Raw genomic sequence first — 15,144 nt, 5'->3', positions numbered from 1 at the left:
GTTTTACATTGATTTGTATATATTCCGATTGTTTCTTAATAGCGCCATTTTTAAAGTATTCGGCAATTACATCATTTCGATATACCCTTCTGTTCCATGCACGCGAATTCGTTGCCCATCTTTTATCAGTTTGGTAGCATTCTCCACTCCGACAACTGCTGGTAAGCCATATTCTCGTGCGATAACTGCTCCATGGGTCATCAGTCCACCAACTTCGGTAACTAGACCTTTTATGGATATAAATAATGGTGTCCAGCCAGGGTCAGTAAAGGAGGTGACTAATATATCTCCATCTTCTAAATCCGCATCTTCCATGTTTAAGATGACACGTGCTCGCCCCTCTATCACTCCGGAAGAAACGGGTAGACCTACAATCGCTTCTGCTGGGAGATTTTCTCGTTTGTACTTACCCGCAATGATTTCACCATCAGACGTGATAACACGTGGAGGTGTTAGTTTTTCATATAATTTGTACTCACCTTTACGTTTACTGACAATCTGGTAATCCAGTTTATTTGTACGGACAACTTCGTGAAGTTCTTCAAAAGTCAAGTAGTATATATCTTCAATTTTATGAATAACGCCGTCTTGTACGAGTTGCTCGGCTTCTTTCAGTAAAGCCTGCTTATAAACGAAGTAGCGATTAATCATGCCGTATTTTGGGTATTCACGATAACCGATGAAATTCCGGATTAGGTCGATCATTCGTTTTGTTTCTTTGGCTTTTGGTTCACCATCCGGTAATTGTTTCAATCGATATATTAACTCTTGTTCTTTTTTTAAAGCTTCCTGTCGCCCTTGCTCAAATTTCTGATTGCTAGCATTAGGCTCAAAATTTTTGATATTACTAAGAATCATGGGGACAAGTGTAGTTGGGTTTTCGCTCCAACGAGTTTTAGTAATATCGATTTCTCCGGTACATCGCATGCCGTATTTGCTGAGATAATCATAGATAGCATCTTGGGTTTCCTGTCCACCATCAAACTTAACCAGTTCATCCAAAAAGTTATCATCTTTTACATGTTGTAAATAATCAATTACTTCCGGATAAGGACGAATTACATCTGCGACATCCAATAGCGCCAGACCCATTTTCGAAGTAATATTGTTTGGTACAGATTGAGAAAGCGTATCTGCTACGTTTTTTTCATCTAACCACTTGTTCATTTTTTCATTGATCCATAATGAAGCATCCATAGCAGCCATAATTATACCCAAACTTTGTGGGTCAAATAAAATCTTCTTTAATTTCTGGATATCTTCAAGAATAAAATCAAATAAATCTGATCCTGATTTCGTTTGGATGTTTTGTTTTAACTCTTCTATCGATATTTGACTACTCTTAATCAAATTAGAAACGATTGTTGGATCGTTTTCGATTTTTTCTTGAAAACCTGAAGACGATATACCTTTATTGTTTTTACTGGGACTCTGTTCATTTTTATCATTTGGTAGTGATTTTATAAAATCTCCACGCTCTATTATAGTCATGAGTGCGTCTTTTATGAGTGGATCGGATTGTCCTAATGTATCTATTATCGTTTTTCTGCTGATAGGCGAAGCCAGATTATGCGTGATATCAACAAATAACCTTCCACCAGCTTTAAACCTGGGCCCAAAAGATGTTAACTGGAATAAAGACATTCCTAGTGGTTTCATGGGATCGGTCATCATTTGTTGATGACCAACCGATACATAGACGTGATTTTCTTGATCATTCGCTTCAGGGATGGGGTATAAAGTAGTGATTGGACGACTCTGGACAATATAAAATGTATCATCAACTAAACACCATTCGATATCTTGTGGGCAACCAAAATAAGCTTCGATCTGTCTTCCTATGCGTGCTAGTTGTAAAATTTGTTGTTCAGTAAGTGTTTGAGTCTTTTGCTGATCGGGATCGATCTGCCGCGCTCCTGTTCCGCCTTCTTTTAGTCCATAGATAGCCAATTTTTTGGTTGCTATCATCTTATCGACGATTTCCTCATCCTTTACTTTATAACAATCGGCAGATACCAAGCCAGAGACTAGTGCTTCTCCAAGTCCAAAACTGGCATCGATTGATAGCAGATTTCGGTTAGAGGTAATCGGATCAGCGGTAAATAAAATTCCTGAAGCCCGTGGGAAAACCATCCTTTGAACGATAACGGATAAATAAACTTGACTGTGGTCAAATCCATTTCGCATACGGTAGATTACTGCTCGATCCGTAAATAGGGAAGCCCAACATTTGCTGATATGCTGCATGATTGCTTCTTTGCCGATGATATTTAAATAGGTGTCTTGTTGACCAGCAAAAGAGGCAAATGGTAAATCTTCAGCAGTCGCACTAGAACGCACTGCATAAGCGTGTTCATCACCAAACTGGGAAAGATAGTGAGTAACTGCTTTCACAACATCGGAAGGAATTTCTACTTCCATAATGACTTTTCGAATCTCCCTGCTGATTTCACCAATTTGATCTCGATCTTCTAATTTTAGTATTGTTAGTCGATCCAACAAAGCATGATACGTTTCGTTTTGTTCGATTGCTTTTTGATATCCCACTGTTGTAACACAAAATCCTTCTGGTACTTGTATTCCTTTAATTTTTGATAATTCTCCTAAATTTAATCCTTTTCCGCCAACGAGCAAAAGCTGCGTTTTTTCCATTTCCTGAAAACCGAGAACCAAAGAACTCATTCTACATCTCTCCTAACCATTAATGTTTTATTGATTTTAGCAGTAGTAAATGAGAATAAAAAGTCTATATTAACCATTTTTAAAATGCTATAATTAAATTAGGAAGAGTTCAAAAAACAGCTAAAATACATAGGTGTTGCCTGTTTTACTTCACTAATAGGGATCTTTAATTAAAAAAAGGACAATACATATTAGTCATATAAAATATGTATTGTCCTTTTTTTATTAGGATCTTTTCAATTTAAGTCTTGATAATGTACGATTTTTTACTTTTGGTGACGTGCCCCCCGGTAAAGTAATTTTTGAACTATCTGTATCTCAGATAATCTTAGCTAAAGCTAAGGGTATTGTTGAACGAAAATTTACTTTGTTTCTGTTCTTAAGCTGATGGATGTGTGGTCGGATCCCTTTTAAAGCTTGAATGACCTTATGAACCTCTTTTTCGGTAAAATGTGCAGGTGAGGCATAGGTTTGTTGAATTTTTTTCTTCATTTTCGCGGAAATACATAATTTGAATAAAATTATTTCACATTTTTATCTACTTAGTAATATTATGTAGCAGTACTGAGTATTAATAAGTACAGGAGCAGGGAATAAGGGGATAGCGTCAGGATTATGCGGATTTACAACGTTAAGGAGAAAGGCCTTGTATCAATGGTGTATACCCTATTGATATAAAATTAGATTTCAATGAAATTAGGCGTTATAGCGTCTCATATGACTTGTGTCAGAAGTTTTACCGTTGTGAATTCATTAACTTTTAACGTTAAAATCTGCTTAGCGTTGTAAATCCGCATTTTCGGGACTCCCACCTATTACGCATATTGGCCCAGTATCAGTGTTGCTGTAACCAGGGAGCAAGTAGGAGAAAATCTCATCATTTTCACACCAGAGAAACCGGGAACCTACATGTACAGCTGCTGGATGGGAATGATAAGCGATGTAATCTTTGTGAAAGAAGTATAGGAGGAAATAAAAGCTTCATAAAGAAAATCTGCTGTATTTAATGGGGGTAGCTGATTTTAAAAATATTTAGAAAATCCATTTGACACCCCTGCTACTCAGTGTTACGATATACATGTAATAAGTAATACTGAATAGTGTATTTTCTCAAAAGCTATTGAATAAAAATTCCCCTTAGTACTCTGTTATACTGAATATAAGTCAGACAGAATAAAGGAGGTAGAGGAGGATCTGAACATGGAAAATTTAACTGAAATGCTGAAAGGTTCGCTGGAAGGTTGTGTGCTGGAAATCATCAGCCGCCATGAAACCTATGGCTATGAGATTACCCGCCACCTGAACGAGCTTGGGTTTACCGAAGTCGTGGAAGGGACGGTCTATACCATCCTCGTGCGATTAGAAAAGAAAAAACTTGTGAATATAGAAAAGAAACCGTCAGATATGGGCCCGCCCCGCAAGTTTTACTCACTTAATGAGGCTGGCCGCCAGGAACTTGAATTATTTTGGAAAAAATGGGATTTTGTATCATCAAAAATTAACGTCTTAAAGTCAATCTAGCTTCATAAGATATTCCGTCCGATATTTTTGGAGTATCTTGTTCAGCTTTATAAAAAAGGAGGAAAAATAACATGATGGAAATGTTCAAAAAAATAATTGGTGATAAAAAAGAATACAAGATGATGATGGCACGGGTTGAAGCCTTGCCAGAGGACTACCAGTTTGTATTTAAGAAAATTCAAAACTACATGTGGAATTTCTCAGCGGGCAACGGGATGGATATGCTACACATACAGTATGAATTAATCGATTTGTTCGAAGCCGGTGCGGCGGAAGGTAGACAAGTGCTGGAAATCACCGGGGACGACGTGGCGTCCTTTGCCGACGAACTAGTGGCAAACGCTAAAACCTATGTTGCCAAGTATCGTGAAGATTTAAATCAGAGTATCATGAATCGATTGGGAAAAAAATGAATTCAATAGATAATACCGACTGAATAGCTGGTTACAAATGTGAATTGCCACCCTCTCTATTCAGTTATTTTTTCGTCTTGGTACTAAGTCATACAGATTATCAGTCAGACTAAATAGTGAAATATATGTAATCTAGCTCCGCAAAGCGCTTTTTATAAGGAGGAAAAAAGTATGAGCAGTGCAGTGATTTCTGTAAAAGGGTTAAAAAAATCTTTTAAAGACAAGGAAGTCTTAAAGGGGGTGGATTTTGAGGTGCGGCGTGGTGAAATTTTCGCACTGCTGGGATCAAATGGAGCGGGCAAGACGACGACGGTCAACATCCTCTCGACGCTGATGAAGGCCGATGGCGGCGAAGTAGGTATTTGCGGCTTTGACGTCCAGCGTCAACCGGATCATGTTCGCCAGAGCATCAGCCTGACAGGGCAGTTCGCAGCTTTAGACGGCATGCTCACTGGGCGGGAAAACCTGATAATGATCGCTAAGTTGCGTGGAGTTTCCAATCCCGCTCAAGTCGCCGACAATCTGCTTGCAAGATTCAGCCTGACCGATGCGGCTAACCGCCGGGCAGACCAATATCCCGGCGGGATGAAGCGCCGGCTTGACATCGCCATGAGCCTGATTGGGACGCCAGCAGTCATTTTTCTCGACGAACCGACGACAGGGCTTGACCCCGAAGCGCGGATTGAAGTCTGGGATACCGTCAAGGAGCTTGCCGGCGGCGGCACAACCATCTTGCTGACAACCCAGTACCTGGAGGAAGCTGAACAACTGGCAGACCGTATCGCCATCCTGCATGACGGAAAAATCATCACGACCGGTACCCTTACCGAACTCAAAGAAATGTTCCCACCAGCGAAAGTGGAATACATCGAGAAGCAACCAACATTAGAGGAAATTTTCCTCGCGATCATCGGCAAAAAGGAGGAGATGTAAATGAAAAGCAAAACAGGGGTATTACTAGGGCGTTTAATGCGCAACATCATGCGCAGCCCGGATACGATTATCACAGTGGCAATTACGCCAATTATGATGCTGCTGCTGTTTGTCTACGTATTTGGAGGTGCCATAGAGACAGGAACGGACAACTACGTCAATTATTTATTGCCGGGAATCTTGCTGATGGCTATTGCATCCGGCGTCGCTTACACTTCCGTCCGGCTGTTTACGGATGTAAAGAGCGGGCTGATGGCGCGTTTCATTACCATGCCCATCAAGCGCTCGTCGGTATTGTGGGCTCACGTATTGACCTCACTTGTTTCCAATGCACTTACTATCGTGGTGGTTATCCTCGTCGCACTCTTGATGGGCTTCCGTTCCAGCGCTGATATCCTAGATTGGCTCGCGGTAGCTGGAATACTCGGGCTGTTTACGCTGGCGCTGACATGGCTGGCGGTCATTCCTGGATTGACAGCGAGATCTATGGAAGGGGCAACAGCCTACTCGTACCCGCTGATATTCCTGCCGTTTATCAGTTCAGCCTTTGTCCCCACCGAAACCATGCCTAAAATTGTCCGTGCGTTCGCTGAGAACCAGCCCGTGACTTCAATCGTGAATGCGATTCGTGCCCTCTTGTATGAAGGATCTGTTGGCAACGGTATCTGGATCGCGCTTGCTTGGTGCGTCGGCATCATGGTCATCGCTTACTTCTTTGCCATTAAAGCATTTAAACGCCAGTTAGGGTGAATACACCATCGGTTCGGTGTCTCGTGGCAACTAAATCTTCTGAAATAAAATATATGTTTGAAAAAGCACGGGAAAATTTTCTGTGCTTTATTTATTTGTCATGTTCTCAGGGTAACGATTGTCGATATAACACCTTCATGTTATTCAACAATCAGAAAGAACGCCATTCTTTCGAAAGAATGGCGTTTTTTTGTTTTAGGGGTATTAATTTTTTCTTAGCTTGATAGCGATGTGACGTGACCCCTTCATGGCGATATGAAACAGTCATCATTTATTCAAGGCGTTCGTAATAAAATGATACAAGAACATTCATGTTAACGGGAGGAAGTGAAATGCACTACAGTGATCGGAAAAAGAAATGGAACGACTTTTCCAAAACAATGCCGCATTCTCTTTTGGATATAAAAAATGAACTAATGAAAAAATGTGAAAACAAACAACTTCCCGTTAAAACATGGAAGTTAACAGAAGAAGAAAGGGTGCTCATTCATCAAATCAATGACCAAACAAGAAAACATAACAAAAATAATGTGACGCGAACGCAAGCTTATTATCGTTTTTACCTCCGCTATCCAGAAATACAGTGGGCATTGCTTGGACATATGGTATCGCGTAATGGCGGTTGGAATATGACCGATTTGAAAGGGGAGTTATATACGAGATTATTGTCAGAAAAAGATCAACTCACCTTCTTTTCTTTTTTAGAACGAGGTAACTGGTTAATCTTCCAGGATGTATTTCCGCAGTTTTTGCTGTACGAACAAAGTATAAAAAAAGAAAAAAACTTATTCTATCTTCTACCCTTTTTTCATGTGTCAACATTTATGGAAACAATTTGGAACTATTTTTGGAGTACAGGTGACCGCTATACATTAGCCATTGCCACCGTTATTAATGAACAAAGCTATTTAGAAAAAAGGGTTATTCAAAATGAACATTTTAAAAAGACGGTATTGAACAGTATTGCATTTAAACTTTACGATTTTTTTCGCTTTAATCATATCCTTTTTCCATTCTATAAAGATGAGACTAAACAAAAAACACTGCTGTTCGGTGATACAATCAAACATTTCATCTCCCTCCATGAACGAATTCTACTCGGAAAACGATTATACTCACTATTATTTCACCGCGAGAACATCTTACAAAAAGTAATAAACTGGGCTCATGATCATCCACATACCGGTTCACGAAAAGACTACTGGCCACATTTATTTTATGATGTAAACGAATCATTCTCTCGTGCATTTTATAAGCGCCGAATAAAAAACTGTCAATTAAGAAAGGGTGCGAATCGCTTATATAGCCCGCGATTCATATACGCATGGAAAGATCTTAATCATGAAGAAGCGGAAAGCGAAGACTGGTTTGAAGACTGGCGTATTGTGGACTATTTAATCGATAAAGGAGAAAGTACAAATGGAAAGATTTATAACGAATACTGCAAAACGCTTGAAAAAATTGAACTTGCCATCTTGGTCAAAAAAAATGTCTTGCTCCGAGAAGAAACAGGGGAGGAATGACCATAAAGTAATTGTAGCTACGATTATATTCTCTTCTTTAATCGGAACATATTTAGACTTATTGTTTGTCAGTAAACAAATCTACGCCTTCCCAGCAAGACCTTTCCCGCAAGTTTTTACAATCAATATTGCGTTTACGTTATTCATATTACCTATTTGCACTGCTCTTTTTGTGTGGATCATGAAAATGTTACCTACATTATCAAAAATCATATTTATCATTTCGATTGGACTTTGTATGAGTATTTCTGAACGATTTGCGGAGCAGCTAGGATGGTTCGTTCATAGCGAAGCATGGCATCATTCCTACTCCTTTTTTGGATACCTGATTTTCTTGCTTTTTATGTGGAGGTTTTATCGATGGTTTCAATAAGAGATGTATGACTATTGTTGGTTTAAAACAAAGATTTACTGTTAATAAGAAAGTCGTATTGTTTTGAAATGAGGAATAATTTATTCAGATAAAGAATAGTAAGAAAAGTGACGGTCAGGGGGCGATTGTATAGCTAATCATGTAGAAAATCTATATAACTATCATGTATGGGCAAATCAACGGATTTTTAATCATCTTAAAACACTTTCTCCCGCAATTTATAGATACAAAAGCTTCTAGTCCTATATCTTTTATTATTTTAGGACTTACGTTTACGATTACTGGATTATTATGGTGTCTATTTATTGCTTAGTTTTCTTCCTATGTCACAAAGAAACTAAGAGGAAATGAAAAAGTAGGAATGGTGCTAAATAAAATAACAGGGATGATTTTTATCGGTATGGGGTTGAAGCTGCTTCAAACAAAAGCTCCTCAGTAAACTTAAATTTTAAAGAAAATCCCCCTTTTAGAAGAATGGAAACGAAAGCCTCTTAAGTTGATTCTTAAAGAGGCTTTTTCTTTGAAAAGTATTGTATCAAAAACATTTATTTATAATAAGTCACGTATTGAATCCATAATTATCGAGTTTTATAACTTAACTCTTTCTACAAGATTTTGAATTTGTTTTTTGGGAGCATTCATACAAATGCCTCCGTGATAACAAATGACGGATTTGATATCAAAATCTAAATATTTATTTAAAGAAGTAAGAGCCTCCTTCATGTCTAACGTTGTTCTCTCGACAGGTCCTTGTAAAGAACCATCTACACATATCAAAGCATCGCCAGCAACAAGAGTTTTGCTTTTCTTTACATAAAGGCTAACATGTCCTGGAGTATGTCCAGGTGTATGGAGTACTTGAATGCCTCCGCAATACGGAAGTTCTTGTCCATTTTCTAAAGTTTGATTGACTTTACAGTTGGGAGGGTTCGTATATAACAATTTCATTTCTTTAGGAAGAGATGCCCATGCTTCTTTACTCATACGTTCAGGATCTGTTTTTATAAGCGGGAATTTCCCCTCGATATATGGTTTATCAAGCTTGTGTGCATACACATTAATTTTAGTAGTAGATGCATCTACTACTTCTGGAAGGCTTCCGATATGGTCTATATCTTGATGTGATACAATGACTGCCTTTAATTTCTCAAAGGGAACCCCTAAATCATTCATCAAAGTACGTATTTGTTCCAACTGACCGGGCATGCCCGCATCAATCAAAACAGCTTCCTCATCATCCCAGATAAGGGTAGGATGTAAGATGAAACCTTGTATTTTTAATTCAAGTGTCGCAACTCCATTTGAAACCTTCATTGATTAAGCCCTCCTTAGGAAGTGTGTTTGTTTAGTAATTAACTACTACACTATGATAATTTACCACGCTTCACGTCATTGTTAAATGAACAAATAATTAATCATAACATAAATAATATTTTTTGCCAAGTTTTTAATTGTTTTAATTACTAATTTTAAACAAAGAGGATTTCCAAACCATATCTAGAATAAGAAAAAGATATTTTCAGATAAGGAGATGTTCACATGGATCTTATATCAAATGTTAAAGGAATTGTTTTAGACTTAGATGGTACGTTATTAAATTCACAAAAAGAAGTATCGAAAAGAAACTTACAAGCTATCCGTGAATGTTATAGAAACGGAATAACTGTTATTTTTGCGACAGCAAGACCCCCGCGCTCAGTAAAAGCCTTTCTTCCACAGGAACTTCAAGACATGGCGGCGTTTGTGTATTACAACGGCGCATTAATCATTGATAACACATCAGAGTACAAACAACATTATCCGATTGAATCAGCTATTACAGATGAAATTTTTGAATATGTAATTACTCATCATTCAGATGCTTGTCTTTCTATCGAATCTGAAGATACGTGGTATAGCAACAAGACGTTAGATTATAGTAAAGCTATGAATGCAATTGTAAATCCAGTTGTAGTTTCATTAGATGAATTGAAAGAAATTAAGGCTTCAAAATTATTAATCACACAATATCCGTATTACGAGAAATTACACAAACAATTTGAACATAAAGTAAACACTGTATGTACCGACTCGGGAACTTTAATTCAAATTATGGCTAAAGGTGTTTCTAAAAAACTAGCTATAATGGACCTTTGCGTTGAAAGCCAAATATCTATGAGCAGTATAATGGCATTTGGTGATGATTGGAACGATTTAGATCTCTTTCAAGCGTGTGGTTTTCCGGTTGCTATGGAAAATGCAATCAGTGAATTAAAAGAAATTGCGCATTTCGTTACAAAATCTAATGATGAAGATGGTGTCGCGGAAGTGTTAGAGAAGTTAATTCGTACGGTTAGTGTTGGTTAAAAATGTAGTTGAAGAAGGGAATTAGCAAATGTGGAAATGAGAATTGAACAAATTATAGAGTTTTTACGGATAATAGATAAGTTTAAATTGATTGAAAGAAAAACTAAAGTTTCTCATAGTAGTCGTCATGAAAATAATGCAGAACATACATGGCATATGTGTATGTTTGCTCTTTTGTTATATAAAGAAATAGGAGAGAAGATTAATTTAGAAAGAGCTTTAAAATTAATATTAATACACGATCTTGGTGAAATATATGCCGGTGATACCTATGCACATGATTCTTTTGCTAGAATAAATAAGAAACAACGAGAAGAGGAAGCGATCCAAAAGTTGTTAAATGAGTTACCAAATGAGTTAGAACTTGAATTTCACGAACTTTGGAATGAATATGAAGCAAACGAAACGAAGAAAGCGCGGTTTGTTCAGGCGATAGATAAAATGCAGGCGTTTACACAAAATGTACATACAAATGGTGAGGTATGGAGAGAAAATAAAGTAACCTCGGATCAAATTATTAAATATAATGAAATTTGGACAGAACAAAATAAGACATTTGAACATTAAGAAGTTTTACGGTCAGAGCGAACAAGCTGTGCACAATCAAGTATATATTGCGATGATTGTGTACTATTTAAATGTGTTAGCTGAGCTGTTTTCGCAAAGTAAACGAACCTATTTGCAAATCAGTCGTTTTTTAAAAGCATCATTATGGAAACCAGCACACATTTGGCAACGTAAAATCCAAGGAAAAAGTGTTCCATAAAGCTTTTCATGTCTCTGTTACACTCGCTAAAGGTTATAGAAAAAAATGGATGTTTACTACCCCTGTTAAAGTGTCTATGTTTTTCTTCTAATAAAGGGAAGGGTAAAAACAGAAAATTCAAAACTTAATTATGTGACGCTAGCGATAGAACATACATCTATGTTTTTTTTGATAAGTAAAGACAATGGCACAAGAAAACACGCTTTTTTTACATTTAATATACTAAATACAAAAAAAGGAGCTTGATTATTCATGTCATTAAAACATAGAGGCTTCTTCATTCCTGTTGCATTTCCGGTTCCTATTCCAGAGCCTATTTCAGAATCCATTCCAGAACCTATTTCAGAACCCATTCCAGAACCTACACAATCAACCGAGCCGACCGGATTTGATTATATCGTGATTGGTGCCGGAACTGCCGGAGGAGTAATCGCCAAAGAATTAACGGATGACAAAAGCACTTCTGTACTAGTGCTTGAAGCAGGAACGAATATGACGAATGAGCTAAGTAGTGCTTCTATTACAGATTCGATTAATTTAGCCAGCGATAATAAGTTTACATTTAATATTACTTCTAACCTAGAGAAAATCATTGAACGTTCACTTCTTTCACAAAATGGTCGAGTAATTGGGGGAAGCTCAGAAATTAATGACATGTATGCAGTACGTGGGAGTAAAGAACTGTATGACAAGTGGGCAGCTCTCGTTGGTGACCAATGGAGTTACAATCAGATTCGTTCCTTATTTATGAAAAATGAGACATATATAGGAGCGACTCAAAGCTCTAACGAGAGAGGAACGGAAGGTCCTATTTTTGTTAGACAACAACTTATTCCTCCTCATGGGCTGATAGAAACCTTGACCAACGCAACCGCAAAGGTTTTAGGTATCGACATTGTTGATGACTATAATACAGGTGTCAGGGATTGTACATTTTACAAATCACAATATATCCAACAGAAAAAAGATAGTCAATTTGTCCGTTCATCGACAGCAACAGGATATTTAAATGAACATATTGTCAGTCAAGGAGACGAGGTCCATCCAGATGAGTTTGGGGTTAATGGAAGAAAGTTAGTTATTTTAGCTAAAACAACTGTTAATAAAATCTTATTTAAGAAAATACAGGGACTGAACATTGCAGTTGGCGTTGAATTTGTCAAGAACGGTATTTCACAAAGAAGATTTGCAAGAAAAGGCATTATCGTCTCTGCGGGATTTTTTTCTTCAGTCATTCTACAACGTTCAGGAATCGGAAAATCGTGCGATTTGGCTAAGGCGGGGATACCAACATTGATAGAGAGTCCAAATGTTGGTTACAATCTTCAAACTCAAGCTTATGTTGGAATGGGCGTTAAGGTAGAGACATCCGAACTTGTACCTATATTGTCGACTGATCCCCAACCCATTGCCCTAGGTGCCTTTAAAGCGGAAAATCCGGCGAGTCTGGAGGGGCGTCGCCTCCAAATTCTTGGAGCCCCCGCAGCTTTATTTCTCCCTATTCAAGATGTAATCCGTAATGGTTGGAATTTTGATAGTTTCAGTAGTACCAATATCATGAGTTTTGGTATATTAGATCTTAACCCGAAAAGCAAGGGTACGATTATGGTGGCGCATAGCGATCCTGAAGCTTTTCCGTCGCTTACCTTCAATCCGTTGCAAAATCTTGATGATCTAAATTTTCTGGTAGATCAATATATAAACACTTACAAAATTATTAAGCAGGCTCGAACTCATAATAGCGGCATACATGAGGTTGTATACCCTCCGGAAGAAATCTTCAAGTTACCTAATGAGGCAAAAAAACGAAAGCAACTTGAGAATTATGTCAGGGCATCTTATTCGAACTTCTTTCATTTTGGGGGACAATGTAAGATGGGACGGACGATTCAAGAAGGCGTAGTGGATGGATTCCTCAATGTCTTTGGTACTAAAAATCTTAAAGTTGCTGATCTTTCCATTTCACCTATTTTACCAGACGGCAACACTTCCATCCCTGCTCAGATGATTGGTTTAAATGCGGTACGATTTATTCAGGAGGATCCTCACCCTTATGTAGTAGATGATAAAGAATTTGATGATTATAAAGGATAGCACACACATTTTAACGGTTTTATACGCTAAGAGATTCTCAAGACTCAATGTTAAGGATAGATGCAGCAACCGTGTCATAAAGCGCAAAATAACTTACAGAAAATGCAATAATGTATTTTCGATATTTCACAATATACACAAGGATTAGTGTTAAAGGCTCGCAAAGGTATGACAGTTAAAGAAATCAAACAGAAAGTAAAATAATAAAAGAAAAAGGACGATGATTATTGTTGTTGTTCTTTTTCTTTTACTAGCTTATAAAATGTTATTTTTTTCATTCTTGCTCGCTTCTTGGCTTCAACCGCTGTTATATTTCCCCCTTTTTATACATCATAAGCAGTTAAAAATGAATCTCTGTCAATGCTGTTTTTAATACAGGGACTTCTGACAAGTCTTTCAAATTCAAAAGTTTCTCAATGGGTTACCAAATAATTCAGAACTTGAATTCCACGAATTTTGGAATGAATAAGAAGCAAATGAAACGAAGGAAGCGCGTTTTGTTCAGGTGATAGATAAAATGCAGGCGTTTACACAAAATGTACATACAGATGGTGAGGTATGGAGAGAAAATAAAGTAACCTCTGATAAAATCATTAAGTATAATGAGAATTGGACAAAACAAAATAAAACATTTGAAGATGTATTTCATTATCTTTGGGAAGTTGCTGAAAATAAAAAAATGTTTTATACAAAAAAGGAGATTGATTCTACGGTATAAACTATTGGCGTAATGTTTATTTAAAATCCCAGAACACTTATTCTATGTAAAACTAAAATTAAAAGGGTGAAACATGACTAATATGTATCACCCCTTATTTTTTATGACTTTTTATAAAGTAATTTTGATATTTTTTTGCACTATTTAAAACGCTTTAAAACAAGAAACTCCCACCATTTCCAAGGTAGAATGTTCTTTATAAGTACCATTAACTTTACACCTTTTCCGATCGGATAACGTAAAGTTGGATGCTGTGATTGTGCAATACTTACTATTTTCTCGGCAACATCTTGCGGGTCTCCCAAACTCTCATTCCCGTTATGAATATGTTGTTCAATTTTCTTCATGTATTCTTTGTAAGGGGACTTAGATTCAGAGGGAGATTCCGCAAGTTTTTGGCCAATTTCCCAAATGTTTGTGTTATATGATCCTGGTTCAATTAATGAAACATCGATTCCAAATGGTTTTACTTCTAGACGAAGAGATTCACTCCAGCCTTCAAGTGCATATTTAGATGCAACATAAGGAGAGAGGCCAGGGAACCCTATTTTTCCACTGATGCTACTAATATTAATGATTTTTCCGTGTTTTTGTTTTCTCATTATTGGAAGAACAGCTTGTGTTACTGCGATGGCACCAAATACGTTTGTCTCAAATTGCTTCCGATACTCTTCAAGTGGAATTTCCTCTACAAATCCACCACTTGCGTAGCCGGCATTATTCACAAGTATATCTATTCGTTCAAGAGTACTTATAAAAGATGTAAACTTCTCAATAGATTTTTGAGAAGTTACATCAAGCTGATGGATTTTTATTTTATGCTCTAAGTGTAACAGTGCTGCCTGTTCGAGCAATTTTGTTTGTTTTTCAACATTTCGCATTGTAGCGATGACAAGATATCCTTTTTTCGCAAACTCTAACGATGTAAGAAGCCCAAATCCACTTGATGAACCTGTAATAATCGCAATTTTTTCTGTCATTTGTTTCTCACTTTCTATTGAAATTCAATTTGATTTCATCATATC

The 15,144-nt window shown here is 37.3% G+C and carries 12 protein-coding genes and 4 pseudogenes; 13 read left to right on the top strand and 3 right to left on the bottom strand.

The features are described from left to right. Positions 1 to 66: 66 nt before the first annotated feature. On the bottom strand, positions 67 to 2,682 hold the full coding sequence (gene ppsA, locus Q9306_RS09160) for a phosphoenolpyruvate synthase (protein WP_306197481.1): 2,616 nt from the start codon (positions 2,680 to 2,682) through the stop codon (positions 67 to 69). Positions 2,683 to 3,882: 1,200 nt separating this feature from the next. Between ppsA and Q9306_RS09155 the strand changes: the two genes are divergently transcribed. The 8 genes and pseudogenes from Q9306_RS09155 to Q9306_RS09120 form a co-directional block, all read left to right on the top strand. Then, a complete protein-coding gene (locus tag Q9306_RS09155) occupies positions 3,883 to 4,203 on the top strand; it encodes a PadR family transcriptional regulator (protein ID WP_017151750.1) in 321 nt (106 codons plus the stop codon). Between the two features lie 71 nt (positions 4,204 to 4,274). Continuing rightward, entirely contained in the window at positions 4,275 to 4,616 is a 342-nt protein-coding gene (locus Q9306_RS09150; RefSeq protein WP_306197478.1) for a DUF1048 domain-containing protein, read from the top strand. A gap of 171 nt (positions 4,617 to 4,787) precedes the next feature. Continuing rightward, on the top strand, positions 4,788 to 5,549 hold the full coding sequence (locus Q9306_RS09145; protein ID WP_306197476.1) for an ABC transporter ATP-binding protein: 762 nt from the start codon (positions 4,788 to 4,790) through the stop codon (positions 5,547 to 5,549). Continuing rightward, positions 5,550 to 6,299: an ABC transporter permease gene (locus Q9306_RS09140; RefSeq protein ID WP_306197475.1), complete on the top strand. Its 750-nt coding sequence runs from the start codon at positions 5,550 to 5,552 to the stop codon at positions 6,297 to 6,299. 332 nt (positions 6,300 to 6,631) lie between these two features. Continuing rightward, the gene (locus tag Q9306_RS09135) at positions 6,632 to 7,822 is read left to right on the top strand and encodes a DUF2515 family protein (RefSeq protein WP_306197473.1); all 1,191 of its coding nucleotides are present in this window, start codon (positions 6,632 to 6,634) and stop codon (positions 7,820 to 7,822) included. Continuing rightward, positions 7,719 to 8,195 carry a CBO0543 family protein gene (locus Q9306_RS09130; RefSeq protein WP_306197471.1) on the top strand — a complete coding sequence of 159 codons (477 nt, stop codon included), beginning with the start codon at positions 7,719 to 7,721 and terminating at the stop codon, positions 8,193 to 8,195. The genes Q9306_RS09135 and Q9306_RS09130 overlap by 104 nt, the downstream gene beginning before the upstream one ends. A 129-nt stretch (positions 8,196 to 8,324) precedes the next feature. Continuing rightward, positions 8,325 to 8,420: pseudogene (locus Q9306_RS09125) on the top strand (damage-inducible protein DinB); the annotation flags it as partial. Further along, a pseudogene (locus Q9306_RS09120) lies at positions 8,401 to 8,634 on the top strand (LysE family translocator); the annotation flags it as partial. The pseudogenes Q9306_RS09125 and Q9306_RS09120, both read left to right, overlap by 20 nt. Positions 8,635 to 8,783: 149 nt before the next feature. Here Q9306_RS09120 and Q9306_RS09115 read toward each other — a convergent pair. Beyond that, entirely contained in the window at positions 8,784 to 9,509 is a 726-nt protein-coding gene (locus Q9306_RS09115; protein ID WP_306197469.1) for an MBL fold metallo-hydrolase, read from the bottom strand. A gap of 225 nt (positions 9,510 to 9,734) precedes the next feature. On the opposite strand from Q9306_RS09115, the gene Q9306_RS09110 reads away from it, so the two are divergent. The 5 genes and pseudogenes from Q9306_RS09110 to Q9306_RS09090 all read left to right on the top strand — a co-directional run. Continuing rightward, positions 9,735 to 10,541, top strand: a complete 807-nt coding sequence (locus tag Q9306_RS09110; protein ID WP_306197466.1) for an HAD family hydrolase — start codon at positions 9,735 to 9,737, stop codon at positions 10,539 to 10,541. Between the two features lie 36 nt (positions 10,542 to 10,577). After that, entirely contained in the window at positions 10,578 to 11,108 is a 531-nt protein-coding gene (locus Q9306_RS09105; RefSeq protein WP_306197559.1) for an HD domain-containing protein, read from the top strand. Next, positions 11,092 to 11,307: pseudogene (locus Q9306_RS09100) on the top strand (IS4 family transposase); the annotation flags it as partial. The gene Q9306_RS09105 and the pseudogene Q9306_RS09100, both read left to right, overlap by 17 nt. Before the next feature lie 252 nt (positions 11,308 to 11,559). Then, the gene (locus tag Q9306_RS09095; RefSeq protein ID WP_306197465.1) at positions 11,560 to 13,401 is read left to right on the top strand and encodes a GMC family oxidoreductase; all 1,842 of its coding nucleotides are present in this window, start codon (positions 11,560 to 11,562) and stop codon (positions 13,399 to 13,401) included. Positions 13,402 to 13,882: 481 nt separating this feature from the next. Further along, positions 13,883 to 14,119 (top strand): annotated as a pseudogene (locus Q9306_RS09090) (hypothetical protein); the annotation flags it as partial. A 140-nt stretch (positions 14,120 to 14,259) separates the two neighbouring features. Here Q9306_RS09090 and Q9306_RS09085 read toward each other — a convergent pair. After that, the gene (locus Q9306_RS09085) at positions 14,260 to 15,099 is read right to left on the bottom strand and encodes an oxidoreductase (protein WP_306197463.1); all 840 of its coding nucleotides are present in this window, start codon (positions 15,097 to 15,099) and stop codon (positions 14,260 to 14,262) included. Between the last annotated feature and the right edge of the window lie 45 nt (positions 15,100 to 15,144).

The sequence above is a fragment of the Bacillus multifaciens genome (assembly GCF_030756675.1).
Classification (GTDB): domain Bacteria; phylum Bacillota; class Bacilli; order Bacillales; family Bacillaceae_G; genus Bacillus_A; species Bacillus_A multifaciens.
The sequence above is the reverse complement of the archived record's forward strand: the minus strand, read 5'-3'. Positions and strand labels throughout refer to the sequence as shown.

What these genes read in the sequence shown, in the direction of transcription:
- ppsA (WP_306197481.1), bottom strand. Translation starts at nt 2,682, where the DNA reads ATGAGTTCTTTGGTTCTCGGTTTTCAGGAAATGGAAAAAACGCAGCTT.
- Q9306_RS09155 (WP_017151750.1), top strand. Translation starts at nt 3,883, where the DNA reads ATGGAAAATTTAACTGAAATGCTGAAAGGTTCGCTGGAAGGTTGTGTG.
- Q9306_RS09150 (WP_306197478.1), top strand. Translation starts at nt 4,275, where the DNA reads ATGATGGAAATGTTCAAAAAAATAATTGGTGATAAAAAAGAATACAAG.
- Q9306_RS09145 (WP_306197476.1), top strand. Translation starts at nt 4,788, where the DNA reads ATGAGCAGTGCAGTGATTTCTGTAAAAGGGTTAAAAAAATCTTTTAAA.
- Q9306_RS09140 (WP_306197475.1), top strand. Translation starts at nt 5,550, where the DNA reads ATGAAAAGCAAAACAGGGGTATTACTAGGGCGTTTAATGCGCAACATC.
- Q9306_RS09135 (WP_306197473.1), top strand. Translation starts at nt 6,632, where the DNA reads ATGCACTACAGTGATCGGAAAAAGAAATGGAACGACTTTTCCAAAACA.
- Q9306_RS09130 (WP_306197471.1), top strand. Translation starts at nt 7,719, where the DNA reads ATGGAAAGATTTATAACGAATACTGCAAAACGCTTGAAAAAATTGAAC.
- Q9306_RS09115 (WP_306197469.1), bottom strand. Translation starts at nt 9,509, where the DNA reads ATGAAGGTTTCAAATGGAGTTGCGACACTTGAATTAAAAATACAAGGT.
- Q9306_RS09110 (WP_306197466.1), top strand. Translation starts at nt 9,735, where the DNA reads ATGGATCTTATATCAAATGTTAAAGGAATTGTTTTAGACTTAGATGGT.
- Q9306_RS09105 (WP_306197559.1), top strand. Translation starts at nt 10,578, where the DNA reads ATGAGAATTGAACAAATTATAGAGTTTTTACGGATAATAGATAAGTTT.
- Q9306_RS09095 (WP_306197465.1), top strand. Translation starts at nt 11,560, where the DNA reads ATGTCATTAAAACATAGAGGCTTCTTCATTCCTGTTGCATTTCCGGTT.
- Q9306_RS09085 (WP_306197463.1), bottom strand. Translation starts at nt 15,099, where the DNA reads ATGACAGAAAAAATTGCGATTATTACAGGTTCATCAAGTGGATTTGGG.